Raw genomic sequence first — 23,112 nt, forward strand, 5'->3', positions numbered from 1 at the left:
CCGGGCGGTCCCGTCCTCCTCGACCCCGACGCGTCCCACCTGGCGAGCACCATCATCCTGCTGATGCAGCTCCAGAACGCCTCCCTCAACACCATCGTGGAGGCCCGCACCGCCCTCGAGCCCGTCATCTGCCGCCTGGCCGCCGAGCGGATCAGCGACGAGAACCTGCAGGAGCTGAAGCAGTCCGTCGACCGGATGCAGCAGTCGTTCGACACCGCGGACATCGACACGTTCCTCAAGACGAACAAGCAGTTCCACGACGTCATCGCCTGGTCCACCGGCAACGCGCTCTTCGGCTACCTGACGGACGCGCTGCTCCGGATCACCGGCGGCACGGTGATGGGCGTCGACCATCCCGCCCCGCTGCGGGAGACGACGCTCAAGGCGCACACGCAGATCTACGAGGCGCTGAATTCGCACGACGCGGACCTGTCCGAGGACCGGATGCGCGACCACATCAACGAGTACGTCCGCTACGCCGAGCGCAAGTTCCCCGAACTCCTGAGCCAGGTCCTGCCCTGGAACCAGGCGCTCGGCGGCTGACCACGACCGCCGGCGACGTCCGGCGACACGGACCCCAGCGGGCCCGCACCGAGCACCGGCTCGGCGCGGGCCCGCCGTCGTTGCGGGCCGTCCCGCCGCCCGCCCGGCCTCCCGCGCCCCGCTTCCCTCGCGCTATTGCTTATATCCATGCGTATGGTTATGGTGATAGCGATCACATGCACACATCGCGATCACATCCGTCGAGCCCGCGCCGGAGCCCTGCCCCGGCCGCCGCTCGCGCCTTCACCCCGTCACGAGGAGAAGCCATGAAGACCATCGGAGCGCTGCTGTGGGAGCCGGGAACCCGGTCCGGTTGGAGCGTCGAGGAAATCGAGATCGATCCCCCGAAGAGCCGGGAGGTGCGGGTCAAGCTCGCCGCCTCCGGCATCTGCCACAGTGACGACCACGTCGACACCGGCGACATCCCCCTCGACTGGGCGCCGATCATCGGTGGCCACGAAGGCGCCGGTGTGATCGAGGAACTCGGCCCGGACGTCACCGGTTTCGAGGTCGGCGACCACGTCGTCCTGTCCTTCCTGCCGTCCTGCGGCCACTGCAAGATGTGCACCATCGGCCGTTCCAACATGTGTGAGATGGGTGCCGGCGTGCTCGCGGGCTACGCACCCGACGGCACGCACCGCGTCCACGCCCGGCCGGGGCGTCGGCCCGTTCTCCTACCTCGGCACCTTCTCGCCGTACGTCGTGGTCAACATCGACTCGTGCGTGAAGATCGGCAAGGACATCCCGCTCGACAAGGCCGCACTCATCGGCTGCGGCGTGCCCACCGGCTGGGGATCGTCCGTCTACGCGGCCGACATCCAGCTCGGTGACACCGTGGTCGTCATCGGCACCGGCGGTGTGGGCATGAACGCCGTTCAGGGCGCCCGGCACAAGGGCGCCAAGAACATCGTCACGATCGACCCGGTCGAGTTCAAGCGCGACCAGGCGAAGATCTTCGGTGCCACCCACACCACCGAGAACTTCGACCAGTGCCGCGAGGTCGTCGATCAGCTCACCGACGGCCAGGGCGCCGACGTCGTCATCATCACGGTCGACATCGCCTACGGGCACCTGCTGAACCCCGCCCAGGAGATGACCCGTCGCGGCGGCACCCTGGTGCTCACCTCGGCGGCGCCGGTCACCCAGCGCGACGTGCCGTTCGACCTGTTCACCTTCGCGATGTCGGGCAAGCGCCTGCAGGGCACCCTGTACGGCACCACGACGGCGCGCCGCGACATCCCGCTCATCGCCGACATGTACCGCCGCGGCGAGTTCAAGCTGGACGAGCTGGTCACCAAGACCTACAAGCTCGAGGACATCAACACCGCGTTCAAGGATCTCCGCGACGGCAAGAACATCCGCGGCGTCATCATGTACGACGACTAGATCGGCACGCGCGACTGCGCGGGTGATCCGCGCCCGGCACCCGGGCCGGGACGGAGTCGACACTCCGTCCCGGCCCGTCCGTGTACCTCCGACAGGAACAGAGCCGATGACTGCCTCGAATCTCGCGGACCTCGATTCCGCCGCCCTGAGCCGCCTCGTCGCCAAGGACGAGATCCGGGATCTCGCAGGGTGTTACGCCCTGGCCGTCGACGACCACGACATCGACGCCGTACTGTCGATGTTCACCGAGGACGGTGTCTTCGAGGTCGCCGGCACCGAACTGTGCGGTCGTGAGCAGATCCGCCCCTTCTACGTCTCCAGCATGGACCGTTACCACACCATGCTGCACACCCCCGAGATCCACCTCGTCACGATCGAAGACGACTCGCACGCAAGCGGAATCATGACCGGCCACGCCGAACTGGCCGTCCACGACACGCTGATGATGACCGCCTTCCGCTATCGGGACCGGTACGTGCGGCGGGACAGCACATGGCTTTTCGAAAGACGCACCGTATCGTTCATGTACGCGGTACCGTTCGAGTCGATGGGCTCGAGTTTCCGTACCACCAAACGGATTCGGTGGCCCCAGACCCGATACACCGAAGCCGACTATCCGGAGTCGGCTCCCACCTGGAACACCTACCGCTGACGGCGGATCGGGCCCGTCGGCGGCCCCGAAGGAGCAGCTATGACAGGACGGGTAGCAGGTAAGGTCGCGTTCATCACGGGGGCGGCCCGCGGCCAGGGACGCAGTCACGCGATCCGCCTCGCCGAGGAGGGCGCCGACATCGTCGCTCTCGATGTCGCCGAGGAGATCGAGAGCGTCACCCGCTTCTACCCCGGCGCCACCGAGGAGGACCTGGCCGAGACGGTGCGCGCCGTCGAGGCCCTCGACCGCCGGATCATCGCCCGCAAGGCCGACGTCCGCAACTTCGACGCCGTGAAGGCCGTCGTCGACGAGGGCATCGCCGAACTCGGCCGGATCGACATCGTCGCCGCCAACGCGGGGATCTTCCTCTTCGGCGACGAGACGCACCTCGTCACCGAACGCGACTGGGACGACGTCCTCGACATCAACCTCAAGGGCGTGTGGCACACCTGCAAGGCCGTCACCCCGCACCTGATCGAGCAGGGCACCGGTGGCTCGATCGTCATCACCAGCTCCACCGCAGGCCTGAAGGGCACGCCGAACGTGGCGCCCTACACCGCGAGCAAGCACGCCGTGGTCGGCATGATGCGCACGCTGGCACTGGAATTGGGGCCGCACGGCATCCGCGTCAACACCGTGCATCCCACCGGCGTCGCCACGGACATGATCCTGAACGAATCCTGCTTCCGGCTGTTCCTCCCGGACGTGGAACATCCCACGCAGGAACAGGCCGCACCGGTCTTCGCCACCACCAACGTCCTGCCCGTGCCGTGGATCGAACCGATCGACATCTCCAACGCGGTGCTCTACCTCGCCTCCGACGAGGCCCGGTACGTCACCGGCACCGAACTCAAGGTCGACGCCGGCTACACCCTGCGCTGATCCGGCCGGACGAACGGGAGACCTCATGACCGCAAGACTCGACACCCCGCGTCTCGATCCCGCCCGCCCCGCCGAGGTCGCCGAGCGCTGGCTCGCGGATTTCGCCGATGCACTCCGGTCGGGCGGTACCGGCGACTATCCGGATGCTCTCGCCACCGACGCATGGTGGCGCGACCTGCTCGCCTTCACCGGTGATCTGCGCAGCCTGCACGGCGAATCGGCGATCCGCCCGCTGCTCACCGGCGCGGCGGACCTCGAGGTCCGCGACGAGGCACTCGATTCCGCCGCCCCGCCGGTTCTGCTGCCCACCGGCGACGGTCCGCCGGTGATACAGCTGCTCTTCCGCCTCACCGTCCGCTTCGGACAGGTCCGTGGCGTCGCGCGCCTGACCCCGGACGAGACGGACCGCTGGCGAGCGATCGCCGTGCTGACGGCCCTCGACAGTCTCGCCGGAGCCGAACCGGCTGTCGGAGAACGTCGTCCGATCGGCGCCCCGGAACCCGAGGAACGCGTCACCGCCCACTGGGGCGACCGCCGCCGTCTCGCGAACGAGTGCGCCGACCGGGATCCGGACGTCCTCGTGATCGGTGCCGGGCATTCCGGCCTCGGACTCGCCGCCTACCTGGGCGCGATGAACGTGCACACGCTCGTCGTCGAACGCAACGAGCGCGTGGGCGACAACTGGCGCAACCGGTACGACTCGCTGGTGCTGCACGACCCCGTGTGGTCGAACCATCTGCCGATGATGCCGTTCCCACCCACCTGGCCCGTGTTCACCCCGAAGGACAAGATGGGTGACTGGCTCGACATCTACGCCCGGGCCCTGGAACTGAACGTGTGGACGCGCACGGAACTGGTGAGTGCCTCGTACGATCCGGCGACGAGGCGCTGGGAGGTGCTCCTCGACCGCGGCGGCGAACGGCGCGTACTGCATCCACAGCACGTGGTCCTGGCCACCGGACTGAGCGGCACCGAGCCGCTCGTCCCGGACATCCCCGGGACCGGAGAATTCGCGGGCGAACTGCTCCATTCCGGCCGGTACGCGACGGACCCCCGACGGAGCGGCCGGAACGTCGTCGTCATCGGCACCGGGAACAGCGGCCACGACATCGCGCAGGACCTCTACAACACCGGCGCGAACGTGACCCTCGTCCAGCGGGGTCCGACCTACGTCGTCGGCGGCACCACCGTGGTCGACGTCATGCTGAAGCCGGCCTACGGCGAGGACACCGCACCCACCGAGATCGCCGACCTCGTCGGGGCGTCGTTCGCGCGACGGGACGAGGGATTCGTCGACGGTCTGCGTACCGCGGTCGCGGCGATGGCCGACATCGATCGTGATCTGCTCGATGCCCTGAGCGCCCGGGGATTCCGCCATCACCTGGGCGACGGCGGGACCGGAGCGATGAACCTCTTCCTCACCCGCAACGGCGGCTACTACATCGACGTCGGCGCCTCGCGGCTCGTCGCGGACGGGTCGATCGGGCTGGTCGCCGGGAAGACCGTCGAACGATTCGTCCCCGAGGGTGTCATGATGTCGGACGGCACCGTCCTGCCCGCCGACACCGTCGTGTTCGCCACCGGATTCCGGGGCATTCTCGACACTGCCCGCCGCGTCCTGGGCGACGCGGTCGCCGACCGGTGCGGACCGGTCTGGGGCCTCGACGACGAGGGCGAGATCCGGTCGGTGTGGCGACGTTCCGGCCACGACCGGTTCTGGTTCAGCGGCGGCAATCTCACGTTCGCCCGGATCTACAACAAGTACCTCGCACTGCAGATCAGAGCCGACCTGGACGGCATCGACCTGCCGTCCGTTCCCTGACCCATCCCCTCGAGTACACGGAGACCGACACATGCGCGCCGACGACATCAACGAGATCATCCGCGTCACCCACCTCTACGCCCGGGGTCTCGACCGGTTCGACCCCAAGGAAGCCCTGTCCGCCTTCGCACCCGACGGGGTGTGGGACGCCAGCGCCGTGGGCCTGACCCGGTACGAGGGCCACGAGCAGATCCTCGACTTCTTCGAGCGGGACGCACAGGCGGTGGACAAGCAGTTCCACATCATCACCAATCACGTGATCGACTTCGAGGACGACGACCACGCCACCGGTACGAATTACGTCTTCTCCGAAGCGGAGATGAAGAACGGCGCCGCTATCAAGGCGATCGCACTCAACGAGGACCGCTACGTCCGCACCGCCGACGGCTGGAAGATCGCCGAGCGGATCATCACGGGTCTCACCACGCCGCAGATGGACGGCTTCGACGCCTGACCACGACGGCGAGATACGCGGCCGGGGTGGGGACTTCGCAGTCCCCACCCCGGTCGCGTGTCCCGGTCGGGTTTCCCCGATCAGATGTCCTTGGTGATCTCGTAGAAGTCGAACGAGACGCCGGCCTGCGCGAAGTTCTCGAGGTCGGCTGCGCCCTGCTGTCCTTCCGGCGACGCCATGTCCGCGAGCATGGCTTCCTTGCTGTCCCAGTCGCAGACCGCGACCAGGAAGTGCGGCGGGGTGCTGCCGTCGGGAGTGGAGCACACACCCCATTCGTAGTTCCGGATGCCCTGCTGCTTCAGTGCGAGCTTGGAGTGCACGTTGCGGTAGTGGTCGAGGAACTTCTCGGGATCCTCGGGGTGGTTGTAGGCGGCGACGAGTCGGTACATGTGGACCTCTTTCGATGATGGGTTCGGACATTCTCCGGGCGGCGGACCCGCACGCGGGATGGTGGAGTGGTCCCGCACGCAGCAAGAAGGCAGGAAAGCCCGCCACATATATTCGCTTTCCGTCTTTGATTATATCCATTCGCATTGATAGAGTGATACCCGTCACAGACTTTTTTCCGCGCCGGCCGATCAGCCGGGCGGATCACGCTCCCGCCGGACCCACCGAATCCGCGAGTCCGGCGGCAACATCGGCACATCCGATCGAATCCCCAGTCAGAGAGGCCATCCGATGACTGCAACTCCCACCCCCACCGCCGCTACCGAGGTCGATGCCGTCGTCGTCGGCGCGGGCTTCGCAGGCCTGTACCTGCTGTGGAAGCTGCGCCGCCACGGTTACACCGCCGTCGCCCTCGACAAGGGCAAGGAGGTCGGCGGCACCTGGCACTGGAACCGCTACCCCGGCGCCCGCTGCGACGTGGACAGCCACGACTACTCCTTCGGGTTCGACGAGGATCTCGAGCAGGAGTGGGAGTGGAGCGAGCGTTACCCGTCGCAGCCCGAACTGCAGGCGTACCTCTCGCACGTCGCCGACCGGTTCGACCTGCGCCGCGACATCCGGCTCGAAACCGCCGTCACCGAAGCCCGATTCGACGATGGCGAGCAGAAGTGGCACGTCCGCACCGACCGGGGCGACGAGTACGTCGCTCGGTTCTGTCTCATGGCCGTCGGCTGCCTGTCGGTACCGAAGGACGTCGACGTCCCCGGCCTCGACAAGTTCCAGGGACCGATCTACCGCACCAGCGCGTGGCCGGAGGAGGGGGTGGACTTCACCGGTCTGCGGGTCGCCGCGGTCGGTACGGGTTCCTCCGGGGTGCAGGCCATCCCGGAGATCGCCAAGCAGGCCGGCACGCTGACCGTCCTCCAGCGCACCGCCAACTTCGTCATTCCCGCCCGCAACCACAAGCTCGACCCGGAGTTCGTCGCGAACGTCAAGGCGAACTACCGCGCGCGGCGCCAGGCCTGCCGGACCGCCGCCGCCGGCTGCATCCGCGACGACAACCCGAAGGCCGCGTACGACGTCAGCGACGACGAGCGGTGGGCCGAGTACGAGAAGCGCTGGCAGGGCGGCGGCATCGCCTTCCTCGGCGCGTTCGCGGACCTGATGGTGGATCAACGGGCCAACGACTCGGCGTGCGACTTCGTCCGGGCCAAGGTCGACGAGATCGTCGACGATCCGGACGTCGCGGACAGCCTCAAGCCGTTCGGCTACCCGATGGGCGCGAAGCGGCCCGTCATCGGCACGGACTGGTACGAGACGTTCAACCGCGACAACGTCGAACTGGTCGACCTGCGGAAGAAGCCCCTCGACAGCTTCACCGAGCACGGCATGCATCTCGCCGACGGCACCGAGTACGAGTTCGACGCCGTCGTGCTCGCCACCGGGTTCGACGCCTTCACCGGCGCGTTCACGCAGATCGACATCCGCGGCCGCGGCGGTCTGCCGTTGCGGGAGGCGTGGCAGGAGGGCCCGAAGACACACCTGGGCCTGGGCACCGCGGGCTTCCCCAACATGTTCATCATCGCCAACGTCGGCAGCCCGTCGGTGCTGTCGAACATGGTGACCGCCATCGAGCAGCACGTCGAGTGGACGGTCGAGACCATGGATCACATGCGCGAGCACGGACTGACCACGATCGAGGCCACCGAGGAGGCGCAGAACCAGTGGGTCGAGACCGTGGAGGAGATCGCGAACATGACCCTGTGGCCGCAGGGTGAGTCCGGATCCTGGTACCGCGGGCAGAACATCCCCGGCAAGCCGCAGATCTTCATGCCCTACGCCGGCGGCATCGTGCTCTACGAGCAGACGTGGAACGAGGTCCGCGACGCGGACTTCAAGGGATTCGTCCTGGCCTGATGTCGGGGCCTCGCGCCGGGCGATCGCGACCAGCGATCGCCCGGCGCCTTTCGCTGCGTCGCTCGTATCGCGCGGGTGGATCTCGCACCGAGCGGGAGGATCTCGCGCCGAAACGCGAGACGCGACGACGACAACCTCCCGCTCGACGCAGCAACATCCCGCTCATCGCCGACGGACACCGAAACGGGGGTGCAGGCCCGAAGCCCGCACCCCCGTCTCGGTGTCCGTCAGATCAGCTTCGCGAGCGCGTACGCCTGACGGGTGGCGAACACCAGCCGCCGCGGCGCGTATGCGTCACCGAGAATGTGCACCTCCCGCTCGCCCTCGGCCGCCGGGCCGTCCTCGAGACTCTCGTACAGGTCGGCGTCCCCGATGCCACCGCAGGCGAGCACCACCGAGTCGAAGCCGTCCACCTGGTAGGTGCGCCCCGAATAGACGTTGCGGGTGACGACCCCGGTCGGGGTGATCTCGACGACGTCCTCCATGAACCGGTACTGCACGCCCTTCTCGTCGAGGCGCCCGAGGATCGCGCCCACGATGTAGCGGCCGAGCAGCTGCCCCGCGACCTGGGTCGCGTAGACGACGGTGACGTCGTGCCCGCGATCGGTGAGGAAGTCGGCGAGCGACAGCGGCGGCATGTGGTCGTCCTGCGCGACGATCAGGACCCGCTTGCCGACCACGGCGTCGCCGTTGAGGACGTCGCGGATGTCGGCGACATTGTCGCCGTAGACACCCGGGATGTCCGGGATCCGGCGGGTGGAGCCGGTGGCGACCGCCACCACGTCGAATCCCGCGGACTCGATCTCCGCCTTCGTCGCCGCGTGCCGGTAGGCGACCTTCACGCCCGCCCGCTCGAGCCGGCGCTGCTGCCAGTCTATGTACTTTTCGAACATGTCGTACGTGGGGGCGTTGATCGCGGTGCGCAGTTGGCCGCCGAGCACGTCGGACGCCTCCCACAGCTCCACGTCGTGGCCCTTCTCCCGGGCCAGGGCCGCGAACTCCATGCCGGCCGGACCACCGCCGACGACGAGCACGCGCCTGGGGTCGGTCACGGTGGGCCACGGCCCGTCGACCTCGTTGCTGGTGACGGGGTTGACCGCGCAGCCGAACGGCAGCCCCTCGACGTAGCGGCGGCTGATGCACTCGTTGCCGCCGACGCAGGGCCGGATCTCGTCGACGCGGCCGGTGCGGACCTTCTCGACGATCGACGGCTCGGCGATGTGCGCACGAGCCATGCCGACGACGTCGGCGTCGCCGGCCGCGAGGATCCGTTCGGCGACATCGGGGTGATTGATCCGGCCCGTGTGCACGACGGGCAGCGACACCGCCCGCTTGAGCTGCCCGGCGAGGTCGCTCCACTGACCGGCCTCGTAGAAGTGCGGCTGGATGTAGGACGGGTTGCCCCACGGGCTGCCCACCACGCCGTGGAAGTAGTCGACGAGTCCGGTGCTCTCGAGGTACTGCGCGATCTCGACGGCGCCGTGGATGTCGTATCCGCCCGGCACCTCCTCGCGCAGGTTCAGGCGGATGCCGATGACCATGGACGATCCGATCACGTCGCGGATGGCCCGCAGCACCTCGACCGGGAACCGGCAACGGTTCTCGATCGAGCCCCCGTACTCGTCGTCACGCTTGTTGGTCAGCGGCGACAGGAAGTACTCCAGCAGATCGTCGTGGTTCATGTGGAGTTCGACGCCGTCGAGACGTGCCTTCTGGGCCTGCTCTGCACAGAACTTGTACTGACCGACGAAGTAGGCGATCTCGTCCCGGTTCAGCTTGTGCGGAACGTTGTTGATCACCGGGGCGCTCAGGACCGACGACGCGCCGTGCGGCATACCGCCCTGGTGCACCATCTGCCCCGTCGCCACCGCACCCTCGGCGTGCAGGGCATCGGAGTACGCCTGCACCCGTTCGACGAAGAATGGCAGGCTGTAGTGGCCTTCGACCGTGGCACCCACGCCGGTGGGTTCGAACCCCGGGATCACCCCCGTGTTCGGCACCCACGCGCTGAGGCTGTCGAACCATGCGGCTCCGCCCCGGGCCCGGGACACGTAGTAGGCGAGGTTGCGTTCGGCGTCGGCCTCGGACCCGAAGATGTTGCCGATCGCCGACGCGTGCGGCGGCAGCACCACGCGGTTGCGCAGCTTCATCGGGCCGATCTGGAACGGCGAGAGCAGATGGGCGTAGGCGGAGTCCGGATCCGCGGTCATTTCGTTCACCCCTTGTTCGGTCGGGGCCCGAGCGAGCCGCCGCGTCCGTCGCCCGGCATCCTGGTCGAGTCGTGACTGACCGCGATTCGGACGGGACGGACTTCCAGGACGACTCGGTTCGGGCTGTCCAGCAGGCGCTGGAAGGCTTCGGGATCGTTCGGAGCATGGCGCGCCGCGAACGCCGGGTAGAACCAGCGTTTGGTCTCCGCGTCGGCGTGGACGGTGACACGGCCGCGGACCGCGAGCATCCTCCTGCCGGGCAGTCCGGTGCCGGCATTCGAGACCACCAGCGTCACGCGGGGTTCGCGCGTCGCTGCCCGGACGTGGGCGCGGTCCTTCGCGGCGGTGAGCCAGAACCGGTCGCCGTGGTGCAGGTAGCTCATCACCACCCCGGCCGGCCACCCGGCCGCGGTGGTGAAGGCGAAGGTGCATTCGGTCTGCGCCGCTACGAGTTCGGCGATGCCGTCCTCGTCGACCCGTAGCGTGCGCAGGTCCTCGTTGTCGTCGATGCCGACGGCCATCTCACATCACTTCACGTATGCGCCGGCGTCGACCGGGAAGGTGACTCCGGTGACGTACCGCGCCTCGTCGCTGCCGAGGAACAGCACCGCGTTGCTGATGTCGATCGATTCGACCCACGGCACCGGCAGCGTGTTCAGCGACATGAACCCCGGCATCGCCTTCTCCTGCGACGGCTCCGGATCCCCGGGCGAGAACATCCCGTACGTCCCGGGGTTCTGGATCATGATGGTGTCGACGTTCGTCGGGTGGATGGTGTTGACCCGGATGCTGTAGGGGCCCAGCTCGTTCGCCATGGTGCGCATGAGTCCGACGATGCCGTGCTTGGCCGAGACGTAGTGGGCGACCTGCTGGATGCCCTTGAGTCCGCCGATCGAACTGGTGAACATGATCGAACCCCCGCGGCCCTGCTCGATCATCGTGGGGATCGCGACGACGGCGGTGTTGTAGACGCCGGTGAGGTTGACGTCGATCATGTCCCGCCACTGCTCGGCGGTGAGCTCCCACGAACGGCCGTAGGTGGCGATGCCGGCGTTGGCGACCACGATGTCGACGCCGCCGAGCTGCGCCACCCCGTCGTCGAAGGCGCGCTGCAGCGCCGCGCGGTCCCGGACGTCGGCGCGGTGGGCCACGATCCGGCGGTCGAGGGCCTCGACGAGCCGGACGGTCTCCTTCAGCTCGTCCTCGGTGGCCAGCGGGTAGTACGGGGTCACCGTGTCGATGTTCTCGCAGATGTCGACCGCGATGATGTCGGCGCCCTCCTCGGCGAGCCGCAGCGCGTGGCTGCGGCCCTGGCCGCGGGCGGCCCCGGTGATGAACGCGACCTTGCCTTCTACTCGTCCTGCCATGGTTGACGCTCCTCTCGTGGAAAACGATGTCTAGTGATCGGCGGGGACCAGGACGGTCCCGGTGCCTTCGAGAACGCGCGCGCCGCCCAGGACGTCGAGCGTGAGATCGCAGCGCACCAGGAGGCCGTCGGCGGTGTCCTCGACGTCGGTCACCACCCCTGCGGCCCGCAGCCGGTCCCCCTCGAACACGTTGCCGAGGAATCGGAACCGGTATCCGGTGACCCGGTCCACGCCGCCGGCCCAGGACCCGAGCATGGACACGACGTAGGCGATGTTGCTCGGCCCCTGATTGACCGTGCGCTCCCCGAGGCCCAGCGCAGCCGCGGCGTTCCGATCGAAATGGATCGGGTTCGGGTCGCGCATGAGCGCCGAGAGGGTCTTCATCCGGGCCGGATCCACCGCATCGACGGTACGTTCGGGAATCTGCTGCCCGACAGCCGGTTTCATGAGATTTCTCCTCGGCGGGGGAACACGATCGAGTTGGTGGTGGAGGCGCACAGCGCCCCGTCCTCACCGTGCAGGTCGAGGCGGTAGCCGACGATGTCGAAGACGCCGGTGCGCCGGCCCACCTTGCGCGTCGCGGAGACGATCTCGCCCGAGACGCGGTAGGTGCCGCCGACGCGCAGCGGCCGGTGCACGACCGTCTCGGTCTCGCCGGCCATCGGTCCGTCGGCCTCGGTGGCCCCGAACACGGCGAACAACTCGTCCCAGCTCCAGCCCATCGCGCCGGTGGCGACGAGGAACACCAGCACCGGGTGCGCGCCGCCGTCGGCGGGGTCGGCGAGCATGCTGTCGAGGACGAGGTGCACCCACCACGGCTCGAGCGTGGCCTGCCCGCCCGGGAAGCGGGTGCCGACGAGGTCGGCGAGCTCGGCTTCGGTCGGCACCCGGCGTCCGGTGTCCACGGTCATCGGGCCGCCGTCGTCTCGAGGTACGGGGCCCGCAGGTCCCGCTTCATGATCTTTCCGGTCGGCGCCTTCGGCAGGGCGTCGACGAAGTCCACCGAACGGGGCTTCTGGTAGGAGGCCAGGTTCCGCTTGGCGGTGTCGATGATCTCCTGTTCGGTGGCGGTCTGCCCGGGCTTGAGGACCACGACGGCCTTGACGACCTCGCCCCACTCGTCGTCGGGGATGCCGATGACGGCGCATTCGAGGACGGCGGGGTGGGCGCCGATGGCCTCCTCGACCTGGATGCTGTAGATGTTCTCGCCGCCGGAGATGATCATGTCCTTGGCCCGGTCCACGATGTAGACGTAGTGGTCCTCGTCCCAGACCGCGACGTCGCCGGTCCACATCCAGCCGTCCCGCAGGGTCTGTGCGGTCAGTTCCGGCTTGTTCCAGTAGCCGAGCATGTTGGCTTCGGAGCGGACCACGATCTCGCCGGGGGTCTTGCCGTCCTTGGGGACCTCGTTGCCGTCGAAGTCGACGACCCGGATGGTGGTGCCGAAGCCTTCCCGGCCACAGGACTTGAGCCGGTGCTCGTTGATGCCGTTGACCGCGTCGAGGTGGTCCTCCTGGGACAGGAACGACATGGTCGTGCCCTCGGTCTGGCCGTACCCCTGGATGAGGGTGCAGGGGAACGCCTCGAGCGCGCTGCGGACGATCGCGGACGGCATCGGGCCGCCGCCGTACTGGATGTTGCGCAGGCTCGACAGGTCGTAGGAGTCGAAGTTCTCCACGGCCATCATCCAGTTCAGCATCGTGGTGATGCCGAGGAACGCCGAGACCCGCTCCGACTCGATGATCTCGAGCGCCTGCTTGGCCTCGAAATTGACCAGCACGACCGGACATCCGTGCTTCATGTAGTTCATCGAGAGGACCACCGGGATGTGGTACATCTGGCCGGTGAGCATGTAGACGTCGGTCGGCACGACCCGCTCGGCGACGGTCTGGTTGAGCATGCCGGCGGCCGCGCTGGTGTGCGAGTGCAGCGCACCCTTGGATTCTCCCGTGGTGCCGCCGGTGTAGAGGATGAAGAACGGGTCGTCTCCCCCGACGCTCGGCGTCCAGATCGGTTCGGCCGGGCTGGAACTCGCGAGCAGCTCCTCGTACGTCCCGTTACCCCCCGGACCGAACTCGAGCCAGTGGCCGACCGAGGCGGATCGGCTCAGTTCCTCGCCCACGGGACGGAATTCGGACGCGGTGATGAGCACCTTCGGGGTGGCGTCGGCGACGAGCCCGAGCAGGGCGGGGGTCGCGAGCCGCCAGTTCAGCGGCTGCAGGATCAGTCCCGCGCGACCGACGGCGAAGAACAGCTCCTGGAACTCGATGCTGTTCTTGGTCAGGACGGCGACCCGGTCGCCCTTCTCGAGGCCGAGACCGCGCAGTCCGTTCGCCAGGCGCCGGACGCGCTCGTCGAGGGCGGCGAAGGTGATGCGCCGGTCGTTGGGGACGTCGTACAACGCCATGCGGTTCGGGGTGAGGGCGGCCCACTTGGCGGGGATGAGGCCCTGGTTCATCGTCATGGTGGCTCCGGAGGCTCAGTACGGGAGGTCGAGGGCGATGTGCCGCTTGGTGAGCACCCAGTCGCCTCCGCTCCTGGTCCATTCGTCCTCGTACTTGCCGGTGGACAGGGCCCGGAGGGCACCGTTCTCCGCGGAGGTGATGAGCAGGTACGACACGGTGCGGACGTTCTTCTCGTCGATCTCGTCGATCAGCAGATTGGTGGTGATGTGACGCCGCTGGTCGGTCTGGGACTCGTGGGCTCCGCGGAACAGACCCATGATCTCCTCGCGTCCGTTGAGCGGCCCGATGAGGTCGCCGTCGCCGATCTTCATGGTGAACACGGCGGTTTCACCGAAGACCCGCTCGACACCGTCCATGTCGCCGTCGTCGTAGGCGAGAGCGTAGCGGGCGAGGGCGTTTTCGATTTCGTTCCTGAGCGACATTACGACTACTCCTGCCGAAGGGAGGGGAGGGAGATGTGATGACAGTCACTTTATGCTAATCATGCGCATTGTCTAGGGGTACGAAGACCCCGGTTTCCGCGCCGGGAGACGACGCTCAGCGTGATTCGGACACGGTCCAGGTGTCGTGCCCGGTCAGCAAGGACTGCAAGGAGTCTCGTCGACGGGACTCGCCGGTGCGGGCGCTCTCGTTCTGCTCGCGCACGAGGTCGTCGTAGGTCGGGCGGGCGACGCTGCGGAACACGCCGAACACCGTGTGGTCGAGGTTCTGATCGGACAGTCGCGACAACGCGAACGCGTACTCCGGGTCGTCGGCGTGCGCATCGTGCACGACGATCGATCCCGGATCGGCCGACGCCGTGTCCACCACACGCAGACCGAATCCGTCACGGACGACGCACTTCTGCCCCTCCGCACCGAAGACGATCGGCTCACCGTGGCGCAGCGGGATCACCCTCTGCTCCGCGTCCTCCTTGCGCAGCACGTCGAACGACCCGTCGTTGAAGATCGGGCAGTCCTGGTAGATCTCGACGAACGCGGTGCCCCGGTGCTCGGCCGCGCGGCGCAGCACGTCGGTGAGCCCCTTGCGGTCGGAGTCGAGCGCCCGGGCCGCGAAGGTGGCCTCGGCACCGAGTGCGAGGGAGAGCGTGTTGAAGGGGTGGTCCACCGAACCCATCGGGGTGGACTTGGTGACCTTCCCGACCTCGGACGTGGGCGAGTACTGCCCCTTCGTCAGCCCGTAGATCCGGTTGTTGAACAACAGGATCGTGAGGTTCACGTTGCGGCGCAGCGCGTGGATCAGATGGTTCCCCCCGATCGAGAGGGCATCGCCGTCACCGGTGACCACCCACACCGACAGGTCGGGCCGCGTGACGGCCAGGCCGGTCGCGATCGCCGGCGCGCGGCCGTGGATGGAGTGCAGCCCGTAGGTGTCGAGGTAGTACGGGAACCGGCTCGAGCAGCCGATGCCCGAGACGAACATCAAGTTCTCGCGGCGCAGCCCGAGTTCGGGCAGGAAGTTGCGGATCGCGGCCAGGATGACGTAGTCACCGCAACCCGGGCACCAGCGCACCTCCTGGTCGCTCGTGAAGTCCTTGGCCTTCTGCGGGGCGTCGGTCGTCGGGACGAGCGCGGTCGCGCTGAGTCCGAGATCGGTGCCCACCCGGCTGATCAACTCGGTCATGCCGATTCCTCCTCGCGGTCCGGCGCCGGCCGGTACTCGGCCGCAGCCAGCGCCGCGGTGGTCTTGGCGTCTTCGAACTCGCGTAGGGTGCCGGCGAGCGCGGCATCGATCGCGTCGACGATCTCGTCGGCGAGAAAGGCCAGACCCTCGACCTTCGTCACCGGCTGGACGTCGACCAGGTAGCGCGCCCGCAGCACACTCGTCAGCTGCCCCAGATTCATCTCCGGCGCGATCACCGTGCGATACCGGCCGAGCACCTCACCGAGGTTGCGTGGCAACGGGTTCAGGTGCCGCAGGTGCAGGTGGGCGACCGCGGTGCCACGGCGCCGGGCGCGGCGGCACGCCTCGCCGATCGGGCCGTAGGAACTGCCCCAGCCCACGATCAGCAGTTCGGCCTGCCCCGACGGATCGTCGACCTCCGCGTCCGGGACGGCGATCCCGTCGACCTTCGCCTGCCGCAGGCGCACCATCAGATCGTGGTTGGCGGGATCGTAGGAGATGTTGCCGCTGCCGTTCGCCTTCTCCAGGCCACCGAGCCGGTGCTCGAGGCCGGGAGTCCCGGGTATCGCCACGGCACGGGCGAGGGTCTCGCGGTCCCGCGCGTAGGGACGCAGGGGTGTGCCGGCGGCGTCCGGGCCCGTCTCGTAGTTCGGATCGATCGGGGCGAGCTCGTCGACCTGCGGGATCTGCCAGGGTTCCGAGCCGTTGGCGATGGCGCCGTCGGACAGCAGCAGGACCGGCGTCCGGTACGTCAGGGCGATGTGGGCCGCCTCGACGGCCGTGGCGAAGCAGTCGGCCGGTGAGCGCGGCGCGAGCACGGCGACGGGCGACTCGCCGTTGCGTCCGTACAGTGCCTGCAGCAGATCGGACTGCTCGGTCTTGGTCGGCAGGCCTGTCGACGGTCCGCCGCGCTGCACGTCGATCACGACGAGCGGGATTTCGGTCATGACGGCCAGGCCGATGGCCTCGCTCTTGAGGGCCAGACCCGGGCCGGAGGTGCTGGTGACACCGAGTGCGCCACCTAGAGAGGCGCCGACCGCGGCGCCGATCGCGGCGATCTCGTCCTCCGCCTGGAAGGTGGTCACGCCGAGACCGCGGTGCTTGGTCAGCTCGTGCAGGATGTCGGAGGCGGGGGTGATCGGGTACGTCCCGAGGAACACCTCGAGCCCGGACAGCTCACCGGCGGTCACCAGACCGTAGGCCAGTGCGGTGTTGCCGGTGATCTGCCGGTACGTGCCGGCCGGCAGGTCCGCCTTGGCCACCTCGAACGTCGTCGCGAACGTCTCGGTGGTCTCGCCGTAGTTCCACCCGGCCTGGAACGCGAGCAGGTTGCCCTGGGCGACCTGCGGTTTCTTGGCGAACTTGGTGCGCAGGAACTCCTCGATCCGCTCCACCGGCCGGTTGGACATCCACGACAGCAACCCGAGCGCGAACATGTTCTTCGCGCGCTCGCCGTCCTTGCGGCTCAGGCCGGCGGGTTCCACCGCCCCCACCGACAGGCTCGACATCGGAACCTGATGGATCACGAACTCGTCGAGACTGCCGTCGTCGAGCGGGTTGGCGGCGTAGCCGACCTTGGAAAGGTTGCGCTTGGTGAACTCGTCGGTGTTGACGATGACGGTGCCGCCGCGCGGCAGGTCGTCGATGTTCGCCTTCAGTGCCGCCGGGTTCATCGCGACGAGGACGTCCGGTCGATCACCCGCGGTGAGGATGTCGTGGTCCGCGATCTGGATCTGGAACGACGACACGCCCGGCAGGGTGCCCTGGGGCGCCCGGATCTCGGCGGGGAAGTTGGGCTGCGTCGCGAGGTCGTTGCCGAACGCGGCCGCCTCGGAGGTGAAGCGGTCACCGGTCAGCTGCATGCCGTCGCCCGAGTCGCCCGCAAAGCGGATGACGACTCGCTCCAGCTTGGTGGTGTTCGCGTCCGTTGTCATGGGTTCCTGCCTCTGGTCCGCATTCTGCCCCTACGGGGCTTCCTTCACGAGTTGCTTGGCCAGCGAATCGAAGATCACCTCGGTGGAGCCCTCGTAGATCCGCATGGGACGCGCCTCCCGGTAGAGACGTTCGAGCTTGCCGCCGCGCACGAGCCCGAAACGGCCCATGATCTGCACCGACCGGTCGACGACGCGGGCCGCCGCCTCGGTCGCTCCGACCTTCGCCATCGACGACAGGTGCAGGTTGGCGCGGGCGTCGCGGGCCGAGGCGGCGGCCGCGCGGTAGGTCAGCGAGCGCGCCATCTCGATGTCGGTCCAGCAGGAGGCGAGGTGCTCGGGCACCGACCCCAGGCGCGCGAGGCTGACCCCGAAGCCCTCCCGGGACTTGGCATGGGCGACGGCCTCGTCCAGCGCGGCCTGGGCCACGCCGACCGCGGCGCCGGCCACGGACACGCGGAATGTCGCGAGGGTGGCGAGGACGAGCCCGAAGCCCTTGCCCGGCTCCCCGATGCGGTTGCCCACCGGAACCTCGACGTTCTCGAGGATGACGTCGCTGAGCACGTGCGGCGCGATGATCTGGTGCGGGTGCTCGATGCGCAGGCCCGGCGCGTCGGCCGGGACCAGTACGAGGGAGTATCCGTCGCCCTCGCGGGCGAGGATGCTGTAGAAGTCCGCGTCGCCGCCGTTGGTGATGAAGGACTTGTGGCCGTCGACGACGAGCTTGCCGTCGCGCTCGACGACCGTGGTGCTGAGGGCCTTGAGATCGGATCCGACGTGCGGCTCGGTCAGGCCGAGCGCGGCCACCGCCTCGAGCCGGGCCACCTTGGGCAGCCACTCCGCCTTGAGTTCCTCGGACCCGCCGACGCTGATGCAGTAGCTGCCGATGCCCTGCATACCGAACATGGAGTCGAGGTGAGCGGACTCGGCGGCGAGGGCCTCGCGCACAATGGTCACCGCGAGGGAGTCGACCTTCTCGAAGCGGCCACCGTAGGCGGCCGGCACGACGACCTCGGTGAGACGGGACGCGGTCAGCCGCTTGCGGACGTCCGGGTCGAAACTGTCCGCCTCGTCGGCACGCGCGGCGATGTCTGCGCACTCGGCCGCGAGGTCGCGGGCTTCCCGCTGGAGGTCGAGGTATCGCTGCGGCAGGGCGAACAGGTCCTGCTGGTCGTCACTCACCTTGTACTCCGTTCTGGCGATGCGTCCGCTCACCGGGGCGCCACGGTGCTGTGACTCGGTGCGGTCTCGGCCATTGTCGTGAACTGGATCACTATCCGCTAATCTATGATCACAATAGCAAGGAATTGGGTACCGTCAACCAGGACCAGCGGAGGAATTCGATGACCGATTCAACGACCGGCCGGACCCGCCCGGGATTCGACCCCACGCGCGCGTTCGATCTCACCGACCGCACCGCGATCGTCACCGGCGGCAGCCGGGGCCTCGGCCGCGCCATGGCGTTCGGGCTGGCCCGGGCCGGCTGCGACGTCGTCATCGCCAGCCGTGACCTGGCCTCGTGCCAGGCCACCGCCGACGAGATCACCGAGGAGACGGGCCGCAAGACCCTCGCGCACTCGTTCCACGTCGGCAGGTGGGAGTCGATCGAGGAACTCGTCGACGCGGCCTACGACCACTTCGGGAAGATCGACGTCCTGATCAACAATGCAGGTATGTCCCCGCTGTACGACAGCCTCGACACCGTCAGCGAAACACTGTTCGACAAGGTGGTCGGAGTGAATCTCAAGGGCCCGTTCCGGCTCGCCGCACTCGTGGGAACGCGCATGGCGCAGGGCGACGGCGGATCCATTATCAACATTTCCAGCGCCGGGTCCGTCCACCCGCGGCCCGACATCCTGCCCTACGCCGCCGCCAAGGCCGGACTCAACGCCGTTACCATCGGCATGGCGCACGCGTTCGGACCCACGGTGCGCAGCAACGCGATCATGGCCGGCACCTTCCTCACCGACGTGAGCAACTCCTGGGACATGGAGGCCTTCTCACGGCGGGCGCAGAGCTTCGCCGCCAAGCGCGGCGGACAGCCCGACGAGATCGTCGGCGCGGCGCTGTACCTCGCGAGCGATGCGTCGAGTTTCACCACCGGTTCCATCGTCACCGTCGACGGCGGCCACCCCTGATCCGCCCGGAAGGACAAGACATGACCACCGCCACCACCGCCGTCACCCAGCAGCGCTTCCAGCTCGCCTACGGCGACTGCGACGCCGTCGGCATCTCGTACTTCGCGATCAACTACCCGTGGATGGAACGGACCTACAGCGTCTGGCTGCACTCGTTCGGTCTCGACAGCCACACGATGCTCGACACCCTCGGCGTCTACACCGTGGGCCTGAAGTCCGAGTGCCAGTACCTCACCAGCTGCGAGGTGTTCGACGAACTGACCTGCACGGTGGTCCTCGACCACCTCGGCACCACGTCGTACGCGCTCGGATTCGACTTCGAGCGCGGCGACGAACTCGTCGCCCACGGCAAGATCACGTTCGCCGTGCGCGGTGCGGACGGGAAGAAGGCGCAGATTCCGGAGCGACTGCTCGCCGCCCTCCGCACGCTGGAGCCGCCGAAATCGGCTTGATCACCGTCGTTTCCGGAAACGGGCGTCCACCCTTCAGGGTGGACGCCCGTTCTCGTCGAGAACCCGTTTCACCGAAATCCATTGACATCATTCAGATCGTATTTATAGTTATCAGCACTTAGTGATCCGGATCACTTACCATCTCCGGCCCCAGACCCTCGGCGGAGCGGCACGACCCCGACCGGTGCCTGCCGGCACCGATCCTGCTCGACCCCTCGATTCGACGATCAGGAGATTCCAGAGTGACCGCAGTCGAACCCCGCCCCACCGTCCCCGACATCCTCTCCCCCGAGTTCCTCACCGATCCCTACCCGTTCCACCGCGTACTGCGCGACCACTACCCCGCCCTGCGCCACGAAGCCACGGAGAGCTACCTCATCAGCCGGTACGCCGACTGCGCCGAGGCCTTCCGCAGCCCGAAGTTCTCCAGCCGCAACTACGAATGGCAGCTCGAGCCCATCCACGGGCGCACCATTCTGCAGATGGAAGGTCGCGAGCACTCCACGCACCGCGCGCTGCTCAACCCGTTCTTCCGCGGCAACGGACTCGAGAAGTTCATGCCGGCCATCACGCACAACGCGGCCGACCTGATCGGCGGCATCGTCGCCCGCAACGCCGGCGAGCTGCTCGGCGAGGTGGCCGGACAGGGCGAGGCCGAACTCGTCTCCCAGTTCACCAGCCGGTTCCCCATCAACGTGATGGTCGACATGCTCGGCCTACCCAAGAGCGATCACGAGCGGTTCCGCACCTGGTACTTCTCGATCATGGCCTACCTCAACAACCTGGCCGGAGACCCCGAGATCAACGCCGCCGCCGAACGCACCCACGTCGAGCTGCGCGAGTACATGCTGCCGATCATCCGCGAACGACGCTCCGGCGACGGCGACGACCTGCTCTCCCGCCTGTGCCGCGCGGAAGTCGACGGTGAGCAGATGTCCGACGAGGAGATCAAGGCCTTCGTCAGCCTGCTCCTCGTCGCCGGTGGTGAGACGACGGACAAGGCCATCGCCAGCATGATCCGCAATCTCATCGACCACCCCGACCAGATGCGGGTCGTCCGCGAGGACCGCAGTCTCGCCGACCGCGTCATCGCCGAGACGCTGCGCTATTCCGGACCCGTCCACATGATCATGCGCCAGACCGAGGACGAGGTGCAGATCGAGGACTCGACCATTCCCGCGGGGGCGACGTGCATCATGATGCTCGCGGCCGCCAACCGCGACGAGCGGCACTTCTCGAACCCGGACGAGTTCGACATCTTCCGAACCGATCTCAACGTCGATCGGGCCTTCAGCGGTGCGGCCAACCACGTGCAGTTCATCCTCGGCCGGCACTTCTGCGTGGGTTCGATGCTCGCGAAGACGGAGATGACCATCGCGCTGAACCTCGTGCTCGACACGATGGACTCGATCGAGTACCAGGACGGCTTCGTCCCGCGCGAGGAGGGCCTGTACACGCGCAGCATCCCGGAGCTCCGCGTGAAGTTCGAACCGACGGGCGCCCTCGGCTGAGACCGGACACCCCGAGCACAGCCCTCGGCGAGATCCGCGAAAGGGCCGGTCGTCCGCGTAAGCGAATACTTACGCGGACGACCGGGACCGTCGCGGATCGGAAGTCCTTACTGCAGGGTGTAATCCGTCAGTACCCGTCGGCCCGGCGTGAAGGTGGCCGGGATGCGCTGGTAGCCGGTGTTCACGCCCTGTCGCGGGTAGGGCTGCAGCGCGTCGTAGTCGACCTCGTAGTCCGGCATCCGTTCGAGCACCTGGCTGATCAGCGCGTGCGACATGTAGCGGCCGAGATGCGAACCGGCGCAACGGTGCACACCGATACCGAAGGCGGTGTGCCGGTTGGGCCATCGTTCGATGTCGATCTCGTCGGGCTTGTCGAACAGCTCCGTGTCCCGATTGGCGGAAGCCCAGGACAGCAACACCCGGTCGCCCTTGCGCATGGGGCAGCCGTGGAACTCGACGTCGTGTGTCACGGTGCGGGCGAGCGCCTGGGTCGGCGAGAAGTACCGCAGGAACTCCTCGATGGCGTGATCGAGGAGATCGGGATGGTCGGCCAGCCGCTGCCGCACGTCCTTGTGGCGGCTGAGCCAGACCAGCGAGTTGCTCACCAGGGAGGCGGTGGTGCCTACGCCACCGGAGATGAGCAGGTCGACGATCGCGAAGACGTCGTGATCGTTCATCGGGCTGCCGTCGACCTCCTGCTGGACTAGGTAGCTGATGATGTCGTCCTTCGGGGCCGCGCGTCGTTCCGCGATGGTCTGCTCGATGCGGCCGGCGAGGTACGGGAAGTCGACCTCGACCGCATGGGTGTGTTCGGGGGTACCTGGGATCCCGGCGAGCACCTGGAAGTGGGCATTGGAATAGCGGCGCCACTCCGAGACGTCGAGGCCGAGCCACTCGACCGTGACGATGGAAGGCACCCCGATGACCGACGTCAGGTCGCATTCGCCGCTCTCGATCACACTGTCGATGAAGCCCGCGACGTGCCGGTCGATCGTGGGCTTCATCTTCTCGACGGCGGCCGGCGCACTGACCGGATTGACGATTCTGCGGTACTTGCGGAACTCCGGCGGATCGAGCTCGATCGGAATGTGGTCGTGGTGCGGGGTTTTCGGGATCACCACGGACAGTCCCTCGCCGCCGTACTCGCTGCGCGCGGAGGAGAACGTCTCGTCGTCGCGGGCGGCGTCGAAGACCGAGCTGTAGTCGGAGAGCACCCAGTAGCCGCCGTGGGCGGGAGTCCAGCCGATCTTGACGGTTTCCCGGATCTTCCGGTACGACTCGGCCGGGTCGGCCGAGTGCTCGGGGGAGTTGTGGTCGAAGTGGACGACCGGGCAGCGGGCGGGGCTTTCCATCGTGCGTTCCTTCCGAGTCG

At 67.8% G+C, this 23,112-nt stretch carries 20 protein-coding genes and 2 pseudogenes; 10 read left to right on the top strand and 12 right to left on the bottom strand.

From position 1 onward, the window contains the following. Window positions 1–3 precede the first annotated feature (3 nt). The 6 genes and pseudogenes from F1734_RS00005 to F1734_RS00030 all read left to right on the top strand — a co-directional run. Window positions 4–543, top strand: a pseudogene (locus tag F1734_RS00005) (FadR/GntR family transcriptional regulator); the annotation flags it as partial. Between the two features lie 266 nt (window positions 544–809). Next, a pseudogene (locus tag F1734_RS00010) lies at window positions 810–1,929 on the top strand (NDMA-dependent alcohol dehydrogenase). A gap of 106 nt (window positions 1,930–2,035) precedes the next feature. Further along, window positions 2,036–2,581 carry a nuclear transport factor 2 family protein gene (locus F1734_RS00015; RefSeq protein ID WP_010594002.1) on the top strand — a complete coding sequence of 182 codons (546 nt, stop codon included), beginning with the start codon at window positions 2,036–2,038 and terminating at the stop codon, window positions 2,579–2,581. 39 nt (window positions 2,582–2,620) lie between these two features. After that, window positions 2,621–3,463, top strand: a complete 843-nt coding sequence (locus F1734_RS00020; protein ID WP_203011203.1) for a mycofactocin-coupled SDR family oxidoreductase — start codon at window positions 2,621–2,623, stop codon at window positions 3,461–3,463. A gap of 25 nt (window positions 3,464–3,488) precedes the next feature. Beyond that, a complete protein-coding gene (locus F1734_RS00025; protein WP_059174527.1) occupies window positions 3,489–5,285 on the top strand; it encodes a flavin-containing monooxygenase in 1,797 nt (598 codons plus the stop codon). A 31-nt stretch (window positions 5,286–5,316) separates the two neighbouring features. Further along, the gene (locus F1734_RS00030; RefSeq protein WP_010594004.1) at window positions 5,317–5,739 is read left to right on the top strand and encodes a nuclear transport factor 2 family protein; all 423 of its coding nucleotides are present in this window, start codon (window positions 5,317–5,319) and stop codon (window positions 5,737–5,739) included. Between the two features lie 80 nt (window positions 5,740–5,819). Here the strand turns inward: F1734_RS00030 and F1734_RS00035 are convergent, their stop codons facing one another. After that, window positions 5,820–6,128, bottom strand: coding sequence for an EthD family reductase (locus F1734_RS00035; protein WP_003938431.1), 309 nt, complete (start codon window positions 6,126–6,128; stop codon window positions 5,820–5,822). A gap of 289 nt (window positions 6,129–6,417) precedes the next feature. On the opposite strand from F1734_RS00035, the gene F1734_RS00040 reads away from it, so the two are divergent. Continuing rightward, a complete protein-coding gene (locus F1734_RS00040) occupies window positions 6,418–8,043 on the top strand; it encodes a flavin-containing monooxygenase (RefSeq protein WP_203011205.1) in 1,626 nt (541 codons plus the stop codon). Between the two features lie 227 nt (window positions 8,044–8,270). Here the strand turns inward: F1734_RS00040 and F1734_RS00045 are convergent, their stop codons facing one another. The 10 genes from F1734_RS00045 to F1734_RS00090 all read right to left on the bottom strand — a co-directional run bounded on the left by F1734_RS00045 (window position 8,271) and on the right by F1734_RS00090 (window position 18,821). Continuing rightward, window positions 8,271–10,253: an oxidoreductase gene (locus tag F1734_RS00045; protein WP_203011204.1), complete on the bottom strand. Its 1,983-nt coding sequence runs from the start codon at window positions 10,251–10,253 to the stop codon at window positions 8,271–8,273. 5 nt (window positions 10,254–10,258) lie between these two features. After that, entirely contained in the window at window positions 10,259–10,774 is a 516-nt protein-coding gene (locus tag F1734_RS00050; protein ID WP_010594007.1) for a pyridoxamine 5'-phosphate oxidase family protein, read from the bottom strand. A gap of 6 nt (window positions 10,775–10,780) precedes the next feature. Continuing rightward, window positions 10,781–11,620, bottom strand: coding sequence for a mycofactocin-coupled SDR family oxidoreductase (locus F1734_RS00055; protein WP_040271042.1), 840 nt, complete (start codon window positions 11,618–11,620; stop codon window positions 10,781–10,783). Between the two features lie 30 nt (window positions 11,621–11,650). Next, window positions 11,651–12,067 (bottom strand): MaoC family dehydratase, encoded by a 417-nt coding sequence (locus F1734_RS00060; protein ID WP_010594009.1) that lies wholly within the window; start codon window positions 12,065–12,067, stop codon window positions 11,651–11,653. Beyond that, a complete protein-coding gene (locus tag F1734_RS00065; RefSeq protein WP_010594010.1) occupies window positions 12,064–12,531 on the bottom strand; it encodes a hypothetical protein in 468 nt (155 codons plus the stop codon). The genes F1734_RS00060 and F1734_RS00065 overlap by 4 nt, the downstream gene beginning before the upstream one ends. Continuing rightward, complete coding sequence (locus tag F1734_RS00070; RefSeq protein ID WP_102031708.1) at window positions 12,528–14,084, bottom strand: AMP-binding protein; 1,557 nt, start codon at window positions 14,082–14,084, stop codon at window positions 12,528–12,530. Before F1734_RS00070 ends, F1734_RS00065 begins: the two co-directional genes overlap by 4 nt. A 15-nt stretch (window positions 14,085–14,099) precedes the next feature. Then, a complete protein-coding gene (locus F1734_RS00075) occupies window positions 14,100–14,507 on the bottom strand; it encodes a nuclear transport factor 2 family protein (RefSeq protein ID WP_003938439.1) in 408 nt (135 codons plus the stop codon). A gap of 115 nt (window positions 14,508–14,622) precedes the next feature. After that, the gene (locus F1734_RS00080) at window positions 14,623–15,708 is read right to left on the bottom strand and encodes a 2-oxoacid:ferredoxin oxidoreductase subunit beta (protein WP_059174530.1); all 1,086 of its coding nucleotides are present in this window, start codon (window positions 15,706–15,708) and stop codon (window positions 14,623–14,625) included. Next, window positions 15,705–17,642, bottom strand: a complete 1,938-nt coding sequence (locus F1734_RS00085) for a 2-oxoacid:acceptor oxidoreductase subunit alpha (RefSeq protein WP_203011206.1) — start codon at window positions 17,640–17,642, stop codon at window positions 15,705–15,707. Before F1734_RS00085 ends, F1734_RS00080 begins: the two co-directional genes overlap by 4 nt. A gap of 30 nt (window positions 17,643–17,672) precedes the next feature. After that, complete coding sequence (locus F1734_RS00090; protein WP_082335501.1) at window positions 17,673–18,821, bottom strand: acyl-CoA dehydrogenase family protein; 1,149 nt, start codon at window positions 18,819–18,821, stop codon at window positions 17,673–17,675. A gap of 161 nt (window positions 18,822–18,982) precedes the next feature. Here F1734_RS00090 and F1734_RS00095 point away from each other — a divergent pair, with 161 nt between their 5' ends. From F1734_RS00095 to F1734_RS00105, 3 genes are all read left to right on the top strand, one after another. Beyond that, window positions 18,983–19,777 carry an SDR family NAD(P)-dependent oxidoreductase gene (locus tag F1734_RS00095; RefSeq protein WP_003938443.1) on the top strand — a complete coding sequence of 265 codons (795 nt, stop codon included), beginning with the start codon at window positions 18,983–18,985 and terminating at the stop codon, window positions 19,775–19,777. A gap of 20 nt (window positions 19,778–19,797) precedes the next feature. Beyond that, the gene (locus tag F1734_RS00100; RefSeq protein WP_017679799.1) at window positions 19,798–20,229 is read left to right on the top strand and encodes an acyl-CoA thioesterase; all 432 of its coding nucleotides are present in this window, start codon (window positions 19,798–19,800) and stop codon (window positions 20,227–20,229) included. Window positions 20,230–20,471: 242 nt separating this feature from the next. Further along, window positions 20,472–21,740, top strand: a complete 1,269-nt coding sequence (locus F1734_RS00105; RefSeq protein WP_203011207.1) for a cytochrome P450 — start codon at window positions 20,472–20,474, stop codon at window positions 21,738–21,740. 107 nt (window positions 21,741–21,847) lie between these two features. On the opposite strand, the gene F1734_RS00110 is transcribed toward F1734_RS00105, so the two are convergent. Continuing rightward, window positions 21,848–23,092 (bottom strand): cytochrome P450, encoded by a 1,245-nt coding sequence (locus tag F1734_RS00110; RefSeq protein ID WP_003938446.1) that lies wholly within the window; start codon window positions 23,090–23,092, stop codon window positions 21,848–21,850. Between the last annotated feature and the right edge of the window lie 20 nt (window positions 23,093–23,112).

Source organism: Rhodococcus ruber (assembly GCF_016804345.1).
Taxonomy (GTDB): Bacteria; Actinomycetota; Actinomycetes; order Mycobacteriales; family Mycobacteriaceae; genus Rhodococcus; species Rhodococcus ruber.